This window comes from Metabacillus fastidiosus NBRC 101226 (assembly GCF_001591625.1).
Taxonomy (GTDB): domain Bacteria; phylum Bacillota; class Bacilli; order Bacillales; family Bacillaceae; genus Metabacillus; species Metabacillus fastidiosus.
The window spans coordinates 1-7976 of record NZ_BCVG01000145.1 but is presented as its reverse complement, the minus strand read 5'-3'; the positions used below and the strand labels follow the sequence as shown (position 1 = coordinate 7976).

Below are 7976 nucleotides of genomic sequence, written 5' to 3'. Positions count from 1 at the left end.
CCAAATCCTTGATTTTACTGGATTTTCATTACAGGGCCTTTCAGCAGGTTGTCCGAAAAGGGTTGATCTTCACCCTTTTCGGACAACCTCATAAAAAATTCACTTTGTCATTACTATAAAATGTCCATCCATATCTTCACTGCTGTTGCCGCTATTAATAATGCTAGAATGATTTGCAAAAATTTCGTATTAATCTTTTTTCCAGCCATAGCACCGAGTGGTGATGCAATTAAACTAGCAGCTATCATAATAAGTGCCGGGATGTAATCAACTTGACCTGTCGTAATTTTACCGATAGTCACCCCGATTGATGAAATAAATGTAATTGCTAATGAAGAAGCAATCGTCATCCTTGTCGGAATTTTTAATATAACTAGCATAATCGGAACTAATAAAAATGCCCCTGCTGCCCCAACAATACCAGAGCCGATACCGACGATAAAGGCAAAGGAGGCGGCAACCCATTTATTCAACTTCACCTCATCAAAGGGGATATCATCAATCCCTTTCTTCGGTATGAACATCATAACAGCTGCAATTAATGCTAAAATACCGTAAGTAATATTTATCCCGCTTTCTGTCATCACTCTTGAACCGTATCCACCTATGAAGCTTCCGGCTAAAATACTGACTCCCATATACGTAATTAATGTTTTATTTAAATAGCCACCTTTTCGATATGCCCACACTCCGCCAATCGTCGCGAAAAACACTTGCACAGCACTGATTCCAGATACTTCATGGGCGGTAAACGCCGCTAAGCCGAATAAGGGAGGAATGTATAAAAGCATTGGATATTTAATAATGGAACCGCCTATTCCGAGCATCCCTGAAATATAGGATCCTATAAATCCAATTAAGAAGATTGTAATAATAAACGTGAAATCCATCGTTCTCCCTCCTTTTCTGAGAAAGGGAACCAAAAGCGGTTCCCTTATCTATTAACCTCTTTTAATCCAAAACTTAAAAACACCATTCTCTTCTTCATCTTTTAATAACTGATGCCCACCTGATTTCACCCAGGCAGTAAGATCATTTTTGGAGCCTTTATCCGTTGTATGAATTTCTAATACTTCATCTTTCTCAAGTTCATTCATTGCTCTCTTTGTTTGTACAATCGGCATTGGGCAGGCTAAACCTTTTGCATCTAATACTTTTTTCACTTCCATCATTCATTGCCTCCTATTTGTTTTATTAACGGACAGCACAGCGATTCGGACCGATTTCCATTTCACGCTGTTCTTCTTCATCAGGATTTATTTTCCCCATATTTGTCTGACGGATTTCCTGATATGCATTTGGCTGCGGCGGTAAGTTTTCCGTTACTAATTTTCGAAATTCATTTTCATCTTTAATATTTAAGCCATGATTTTTTTCAAATAATACACCTAATCTTTCAGATACACTGCCATCTGCATTTAATTCATCGATAATCATAAAATGTGCCGGAAGAACAATTAATCGTTCTGATAATTCTCTGTAACGCTTATAGAGACTTTCTCTTAAATCCCCAACCCAGTCTTCCGCCATCCCAGCAAGATCTGGTCTTCCAATTGAATCAATGAATAAAATATCACCTGACAATAAAAACTTCTCATCTACTACGAAAGAAGTTGATCCAATTGTATGCCCCGGTGAGTATAAAGCATGAATATTAATTGCAGTGCTGCCGATCATTACTTCATTGCCATCTTCTAATGCGTTATAAGAAAAAGTTACCTCTGTCGCATCTTTTGACGGCAGCCAATACGCTGCATTTGTTTTTTCCGCAAGTTTACGTCCACCGGAAATATGGTCAGCATGTAGATGCGTATCAAAAACATTTGTAATATTTACTCCAATACTTTTAGCGAACTCAAGATAAACATCTGTCATTCTTGTTGCATCAATAACTGCTGCTTCACCGCCTGAAACGACCATATATGATAAACAGCCTTTTCCAATTCGGACGAATTGATAAATTTCTCCTTCATCTGTTAAATCTCCAACTCTCACTGGCTCCAAATGCTCACTCCAAGCTTTCATTCCGCCTTGTAAGTAAAAAACTTCAAGTCCCTCTTCTGACAACATCTCTGCAACCATGAGAGAAGATCCTTCCTTCGCACAAACAACAAGTACATCTATATTAGAAGGAATTTTCCCGAGTATTTCTTCTACACCGTCAAGCAATTCAAAATAAGGAATGTTCAAATATTGAAAGTTCTCCCCTTCAATTTTCCATTCATTGAAATCTCTTTCGTTTCGCACGTCTAAAATAAACAATTCTTCTTTATTAAATACTTTTCTCGTTACTTCTTTTGAAGTCATTATATTTAAAGACATCCAAATTACCCCCTAAGGTATATTTTATTGTAAAAAAATTTGATCAAAACGTTAGTGTAACATCCGCATCTTTAGCAAATTCCAAAAACGTGACAGCACCGCCAACTTCCATTTCATCTACAAATGCTTCTTTTTCTAACCCCATTACATCCATCGTTATTTGACAGCCGATAAATTTAACACCCATTTCTTGTGCCATCGCCACAAGCTCTGGAATTGCCGGAACATTTGCTTTTGCAAATCCTTCTTTGAAATGCTCTTTCCCCTCAGGTATCGGAAGCTCTTTATACACTTCCTTATGAATTAAATTTAATCCTTCAAATGTAAAGAAAACAGTTACTTCCTGATCTGTCGCAGCTGCTGCAGTTGCGATGTTAAATACTTTATATGCATCAAATAATCCGCCGTTGCTTGCGATAATTGCTACTCTTTTATTCATCATAGAAGCCTCCTAGTTTTGTAATACTTTCATGATGGTATTCGGATCATACCCTACAATCCATCTTCCATCGATCTCTGTCTGCGGTACTCCCATTCTGCCTGTAGCATTCAAGAGACGCTGTGCGATTTCCGGATTTTCTTCTACATTTACTTCTTTAAAGGATAGACTTTGCTCTTTTAAAAAGTTTTTTAACATGACACAATATGGACATTGATTTGTTGAATAAACTGTAATTGATTTCATCGTGTTTTTCCTCCTTAGATCTTCCATTCACTCATGCCTGGCACAACATTGAATACTTTTTCAAATCCCTTTTCAGCTAATTTTTGGCATGCAAGATCACTGCGGCTTCCTGTACGGCAAATAATGAACATTTTATCATCCTTGTTTAATTCATTTAAACGCTTTTCTAATTCTCCTAAAGGAATTGAAATCGCCTGCGGAATATGGTTAAACGCGTATTCTGCTGCTTCTCTTACATCAAGTATGACAATGCTTTCATCTTCTTTCAATTGCTTCTCTAACTCTTCATTGTTTACTACATTTGGATATTTTCTTTCTATAGCCTCATCATTCGATGATTTTCTTAAATAATGCTTTAATACATCGTCTTCTTCAACTGTCCCTAAATATTGATGTCCTGAGCTCTGTGCCCATGCTTTCATATCAGCTTTTGAACCTTTGTCTGTTGCCTGAACTTCTAATACTTGGCCTGATTCTAAATTATTCATTGCTTTTTTTGTTTTTACGATTGGCATTGGACATGCTAATCCTTTTGCATCTAAAATAATATCTGCTTTTATATTTCTCATAATAAAACCTCCTATTTTTATACCGGTAAGGGTATATAATTTTCCGAAAAAAATTACTCTGTTTTTCCTTCCCAAGAAAGCATTCCACCAGTCATATTCATAACTTTATATCCATAACTGTTTAAAAACTGACATGCCTGACCGCTTCTTCCGCCAGAACGACAGACAAGAATATATTCTTTTGATTTATCTAACTCAGACATTCTTGCTTCTAATAATCCTAAAGGAATATTAACAGTTCCTTTTATCTTTCCCTCTGCTACTTCTCCAGCTTCACGGACATCAATTATATTTAAACTTTTTCCTTCCCCTATCAGTTGCTCCACTTCTTTGGAAGTTATTTCTTTCACCATACAGTCCTCCCTGTCTATTTATCATACCCAGGCACCCATACCGCCTTTTACATTTGTCACTTGTTTAAAGCCTCGTCTTTTCAATAATTTACTCGCTTTATTACTTCTCATCCCACTTTGGCAAATGACGATGACCTCTTTTTCTTTTGAAAGTTCCTGTGCTTGATTTTCCAGCTGATGCAGTGGAATGTTTTTAAATCCTCGAATATGATTAGCTTTAAACTCACCAGGTGTTCGGACATCAATATATTGCTTATTTTTATCATTTAGCTCCTTTGCTAACTCAGCTGTGGTAATTTGTTTAACACCTTTTGTCGGCAGAAAGCGCTGGATAAAAAAGATCATAATGAGCGTAATAAGAATATAGTTTATATACTCCATCTTATTTCCCCCTTAAGAAAATTCAAATAAATAAATTTACATTACCTTCTTCAGCATCTGCTAAATAGGCAGCAACACCAGCATATTCAATATTATTTAAAAGCTCTTCCTTTTGAAGACCTAATAAATCCATCGTCATCGTACATGCTACTAACTTCACTTCTTGCTCCTCGGCCATCTCAATTAACTGCGGCAATGTCATTGCATTATGTTTTTTCATTACATTCTTAATCATTTTCGGGCCAAAACCGGAAAAGTTCATTTTGGAAAGTCCCATCTTATCTGCACCTCTTGGCATCATTTTCCCAAACATCTTTTCCATAAATCCTTTCTTAAGCGGAATGGTTTCATCTTTACGCAATGCATTCAGTCCCCAAAAAGTATGAAAAATTGTTACTTCATGATCATAAGCGGCAGCGCCATTTGCGATAATATAAGCTGCCATAGCCTTATCATAATCACCGCTGAATAATACAATTGTTGTTCTTTTCTTTTCCATTTATCATTTCCTCCTTATACCTATAAGGGTATATTCTATTATAAAAAAATTTAGCCTTTTTTCAACCAAAACTTTAGTACTTCATTTTCCTCTTCATGTTTGATTAATTCATGACCTCCTGATTTAGCCCATGCAGTAAGATCATTTTTAGCACCTTTATCTGTTGTATGGATTTCCAATACTTGACCCGTTTCTAATTCGTTCATTGCTTTTTTTGTTTTTACAATAGGCATTGGACATGCTAAACCTTTTGCATCTAACACTTTATCTACAGTCATTTTTCATTCCTCCCATTTACTTTTTACCATTACCCGTAAGGGTATAATATCAAAAGAAAAAAATATTGTCAACTATACTTCTTATGTGCTTTTCACGAGCAGATTAACGGCATCTTTTATTAATTCATCTGCTTGTTCTCCTTTTTCATTCGCTTCTAACACGCACTCAACTAAGTTGAAACTGACAATCACTCCTACTGTCCGGTCTATCGCTGAACGGGCAGCAGATAACTGTGTAATCACTTCTTTGCAATCTTTATTGTCTTCCATCATTCTCAAAATCCCCCGAAGCTGTCCTTCCATTCGCTTTACCCGGTTTTTGATTTGGTCATTATATTGCATAACAATTCCCCTTTCTTTTATATTTCTAAATACTGCTTTACCCGCAGGCACAATCGGTTAAAGTATATCCTGTAACGTTAAAGCCTCTTCTTCTAAAAAAGCGGATACTTATATTCCTTTCAAGAAAATTGGAAGCTATAATATGAACTTCTCCACCCGGTACTTCGTGGAAATATCTTTTTAAATATCCGACCGGGATATGAACAGACTCATGTTCAGAGTCTTTATATGATTGAGTGTAGTCTCTAACATCTACAACCGTTAAGGAATTTATGCTGCTACTCGGTTCATTCATACATGGAACTCCCCAAATAGGAAAATATCTTACATAAAGGAATCCGATAATTAATCCGAGTAATATAACAATTAAAAATATCATCTTTATCCCTCATTAAATTATTAAGAATTACTAACAAGGTTTATATTATACCCACATAGGTATATTGTCAATAACCATTTGAACATAAAAAAGATACTTCTTCCATTCTCTATAACTAATTAAGCTAATATTGAATCCATTATCTATAAAACGATGTACAATATACAAACAGGAGGTATCGAAATGAACTGGGAAACTATTATCGAAATAGGTAATATCATCTTTGTCATTGCAATAATTTTTCTAATTCTTTATGTACTCGCTGTCTTAATGAATATTATAAGATGGCTAAGAAAGGGTAAAAAAAGAAAAATGAACAGAAATAACAAAAAAAGCAGAGGAACTGACAGCTATAGCGATTCTTTTTGGGATGTGTTTAATGTTTCAGGCAGTGATGGAGACGGCGGGAGCGGAGGTGACAGCGGCGGTGATGGAGGAGGCGGCGGAGACTAATCATCTTGTTAAAATATTTCTTTTTAGACCATAATAACCTTGACGTTTACAATACATAAGTACGAGGTGGATATAAAATGACGATTGTACGTCTTGGTTATGTAGCAATGAGTATGGAACTCCAAAATGCATCACCATCGAAAACGATGACATTTGCACAGTTTCAAAAAATTGAGGATCGGGAAGCCGCTCTCCGGAAATTAGAGAGAATCGCACTTTCGAATCTGGAAAATACACTAAGGCTATTAAAACATAATGCTGCTTCCGATATTCATTTTTACCGGTTAACATCAAGACTTATCCCGCTTGCAGGCCACGAGGAACTTCTTGACTGGAATTATATGAAGCCGCTTAAAGAGGCACTTCGAGAAGTTGGAAACTTTGCAAATAAACATGAAATAAGGATCGATTTTCATCCTGATCATTTTGTTCTTATTAATTCCACTGAAAAACATATTTTAAAAAATTCCATTAAAACATTAAAACTTCACTATTTATTATTAAAAGGAATGGGAATTAATCCTGTCCACCGCTGTGTCATGCATGTCGGAGGCAATTATAAAGAAACTGAGAAATCATTAGAACGTTTTATCGATAACTGGATGGATATACCGAATCCTATCCAAAAGATGATTATGCTTGAAAATGATGATACTTCTTTTACATTGGATGATACTCTTTATCTATGTGAAAAATTAGAAATCCCGCTCGTATTTGATTATCATCATCATCTTGCTCACCATGAAAATGAAAATTGGCGGGAAAATTGGGAACGTGTCGTCCATACATGGTCTTCTTCCCCTTTACCTATTAAGATGCATATATCAAGTCCAAAAAGTGATAAGGAGTTCCGCCATCATTCTGATTATGTAGATATTAAGATGTTTTTTAACTTTTTAAAAGAAATAAACGGAAGCATTCCGCAGATTGATTGTATGATTGAAGCAAAACAAAAGGATGCCGCCCTTTTTCGGTTGATGGAGGATGTAAAGAAAAGAAATGATGTCGAACTAATTGACGGGTCTTCTTTTCACTTAAAGTAAAAAGAGCAGGTAAATGACCTGCTCTGCTTTAACTAGCAATCCTCTGCTTTATAATGATGAAGCGGTGGCGGGACCAGCCAGCCTTTTTCTTTATTCAGTCTTAGTACTTTTGCTGCAAGTGCCGCTTTTTGAAGATGAAATTGTCCAAACATCATTGCAATATCTTCCCGGACACATTGTCCGATAATAGAGCTGCATGTTACTAGCCCTTGGGCAATATGCATAGAAAGAGCAGCAGCTATTTCTGGATCCTGAAAACGTGCGCCTATTGGAATATCTTCCAAACATGCCTTAGGTCTTTCAGGCGGTGTCGGAGGCAGCCCAACCCCATTTTCTTTCAGTAATGTCTCAATCTGTTTTATTTCTTGCTGTCCACCGTTAATTGCTTCCTCAAGTAATTTATACAAGTCTTCGTCCCCAGTATGATTTAAATGGGTTTGATAGCCTGCAACCAACCCTTTAGCCGTTAAAAGAAATGACCATGTACTGAAGACTTCTCCATAATGCATTGGTTCATCTGTCGGATTCCCGCTTAAAATGCCCATTATGACTCTCCTCACTTTATTCATTGTTTAGTGCCACCTTCCCTTAAAAGCACGTTTATATCATCTCCAGTTCTTATTTTTTTATTTAACAAGCAGGTTTTTTCTTAAATAAAGTGAAACTTCCATC

The 7976-nt window shown here is 36.3% G+C and carries 15 protein-coding genes; 2 read left to right on the top strand and 13 right to left on the bottom strand.

Annotated elements, in window-relative coordinates:
• Window positions 1–113: 113 nt before the first annotated feature.
• From BFA01S_RS19970 to BFA01S_RS19915, 12 genes are all read right to left on the bottom strand, one after another.
• Window positions 114–890 (bottom strand): sulfite exporter TauE/SafE family protein, encoded by a 777-nt coding sequence (locus BFA01S_RS19970; protein ID WP_066235106.1) that lies wholly within the window; start codon window positions 888–890, stop codon window positions 114–116.
• Window positions 891–941: 51 nt separating this feature from the next.
• Window positions 942–1169 carry a sulfurtransferase TusA family protein gene (locus BFA01S_RS19965; protein WP_066235111.1) on the bottom strand — a complete coding sequence of 76 codons (228 nt, stop codon included), beginning with the start codon at window positions 1167–1169 and terminating at the stop codon, window positions 942–944.
• A 25-nt stretch (window positions 1170–1194) separates the two neighbouring features.
• Window positions 1195–2322, bottom strand: a complete 1128-nt coding sequence (locus tag BFA01S_RS19960; protein WP_066235103.1) for an MBL fold metallo-hydrolase — start codon at window positions 2320–2322, stop codon at window positions 1195–1197.
• Between the two features lie 43 nt (window positions 2323–2365).
• Entirely contained in the window at window positions 2366–2761 is a 396-nt protein-coding gene (locus tag BFA01S_RS19955) for a DsrE/DsrF/DrsH-like family protein (RefSeq protein WP_066235100.1), read from the bottom strand.
• Between the two features lie 12 nt (window positions 2762–2773).
• Window positions 2774–3007 (bottom strand): glutaredoxin family protein, encoded by a 234-nt coding sequence (locus tag BFA01S_RS19950; RefSeq protein WP_066235099.1) that lies wholly within the window; start codon window positions 3005–3007, stop codon window positions 2774–2776.
• 14 nt (window positions 3008–3021) lie between these two features.
• Window positions 3022–3576, bottom strand: coding sequence for a sulfurtransferase TusA family protein (locus BFA01S_RS19945; protein ID WP_066235096.1), 555 nt, complete (start codon window positions 3574–3576; stop codon window positions 3022–3024).
• Window positions 3577–3629: 53 nt separating this feature from the next.
• Entirely contained in the window at window positions 3630–3926 is a 297-nt protein-coding gene (locus tag BFA01S_RS19940; RefSeq protein ID WP_066235109.1) for a rhodanese-like domain-containing protein, read from the bottom strand.
• A gap of 24 nt (window positions 3927–3950) precedes the next feature.
• Complete coding sequence (locus tag BFA01S_RS19935; protein ID WP_066235093.1) at window positions 3951–4310, bottom strand: rhodanese-like domain-containing protein; 360 nt, start codon at window positions 4308–4310, stop codon at window positions 3951–3953.
• Between the two features lie 22 nt (window positions 4311–4332).
• Window positions 4333–4809: a DsrE/DsrF/DrsH-like family protein gene (locus BFA01S_RS19930; protein WP_066235091.1), complete on the bottom strand. Its 477-nt coding sequence runs from the start codon at window positions 4807–4809 to the stop codon at window positions 4333–4335.
• 50 nt (window positions 4810–4859) lie between these two features.
• A complete protein-coding gene (locus BFA01S_RS19925; protein WP_066235089.1) occupies window positions 4860–5087 on the bottom strand; it encodes a sulfurtransferase TusA family protein in 228 nt (75 codons plus the stop codon).
• A gap of 81 nt (window positions 5088–5168) precedes the next feature.
• The gene (locus BFA01S_RS19920) at window positions 5169–5429 is read right to left on the bottom strand and encodes a metal-sensitive transcriptional regulator (protein WP_066235086.1); all 261 of its coding nucleotides are present in this window, start codon (window positions 5427–5429) and stop codon (window positions 5169–5171) included.
• Between the two features lie 37 nt (window positions 5430–5466).
• Entirely contained in the window at window positions 5467–5808 is a 342-nt protein-coding gene (locus BFA01S_RS19915; RefSeq protein ID WP_066235083.1) for a hypothetical protein, read from the bottom strand.
• A gap of 183 nt (window positions 5809–5991) precedes the next feature.
• Between BFA01S_RS19915 and BFA01S_RS19910 the strand changes: the two genes are divergently transcribed.
• Together BFA01S_RS19910 and uvsE are read left to right on the top strand one after the other, a co-directional pair.
• Window positions 5992–6261 (top strand): hypothetical protein, encoded by a 270-nt coding sequence (locus BFA01S_RS19910; protein WP_066235080.1) that lies wholly within the window; start codon window positions 5992–5994, stop codon window positions 6259–6261.
• Window positions 6262–6338: 77 nt separating this feature from the next.
• Window positions 6339–7304, top strand: a complete 966-nt coding sequence (gene uvsE, locus BFA01S_RS19905) for a UV DNA damage repair endonuclease UvsE (RefSeq protein ID WP_066235077.1) — start codon at window positions 6339–6341, stop codon at window positions 7302–7304.
• Between the two features lie 32 nt (window positions 7305–7336).
• Here uvsE and BFA01S_RS19900 read toward each other — a convergent pair whose 3' ends face one another.
• Window positions 7337–7849, bottom strand: a complete 513-nt coding sequence (locus tag BFA01S_RS19900; protein ID WP_066235074.1) for a DUF3231 family protein — start codon at window positions 7847–7849, stop codon at window positions 7337–7339.
• Window positions 7850–7976: the final 127 nt, after the last annotated feature.

What these genes read in the sequence shown, in the direction of transcription:
- BFA01S_RS19970 (WP_066235106.1), bottom strand. Translation starts at nt 890, where the DNA reads ATGGATTTCACGTTTATTATTACAATCTTCTTAATTGGATTTATAGGA.
- BFA01S_RS19965 (WP_066235111.1), bottom strand. Translation starts at nt 1,169, where the DNA reads ATGGAAGTGAAAAAAGTATTAGATGCAAAAGGTTTAGCCTGCCCAATG.
- BFA01S_RS19960 (WP_066235103.1), bottom strand. Translation starts at nt 2,322, where the DNA reads ATGTCTTTAAATATAATGACTTCAAAAGAAGTAACGAGAAAAGTATTT.
- BFA01S_RS19955 (WP_066235100.1), bottom strand. Translation starts at nt 2,761, where the DNA reads ATGAATAAAAGAGTAGCAATTATCGCAAGCAACGGCGGATTATTTGAT.
- BFA01S_RS19950 (WP_066235099.1), bottom strand. Translation starts at nt 3,007, where the DNA reads ATGAAATCAATTACAGTTTATTCAACAAATCAATGTCCATATTGTGTC.
- BFA01S_RS19945 (WP_066235096.1), bottom strand. Translation starts at nt 3,576, where the DNA reads ATGAGAAATATAAAAGCAGATATTATTTTAGATGCAAAAGGATTAGCA.
- BFA01S_RS19935 (WP_066235093.1), bottom strand. Translation starts at nt 4,310, where the DNA reads ATGGAGTATATAAACTATATTCTTATTACGCTCATTATGATCTTTTTT.
- BFA01S_RS19930 (WP_066235091.1), bottom strand. Translation starts at nt 4,809, where the DNA reads ATGGAAAAGAAAAGAACAACAATTGTATTATTCAGCGGTGATTATGAT.
- BFA01S_RS19925 (WP_066235089.1), bottom strand. Translation starts at nt 5,087, where the DNA reads ATGACTGTAGATAAAGTGTTAGATGCAAAAGGTTTAGCATGTCCAATG.
- BFA01S_RS19920 (WP_066235086.1), bottom strand. Translation starts at nt 5,429, where the DNA reads ATGCAATATAATGACCAAATCAAAAACCGGGTAAAGCGAATGGAAGGA.
- BFA01S_RS19915 (WP_066235083.1), bottom strand. Translation starts at nt 5,808, where the DNA reads ATGATATTTTTAATTGTTATATTACTCGGATTAATTATCGGATTCCTT.
- BFA01S_RS19910 (WP_066235080.1), top strand. Translation starts at nt 5,992, where the DNA reads ATGAACTGGGAAACTATTATCGAAATAGGTAATATCATCTTTGTCATT.
- uvsE (WP_066235077.1), top strand. Translation starts at nt 6,339, where the DNA reads ATGACGATTGTACGTCTTGGTTATGTAGCAATGAGTATGGAACTCCAA.
- BFA01S_RS19900 (WP_066235074.1), bottom strand. Translation starts at nt 7,849, where the DNA reads ATGGGCATTTTAAGCGGGAATCCGACAGATGAACCAATGCATTATGGA.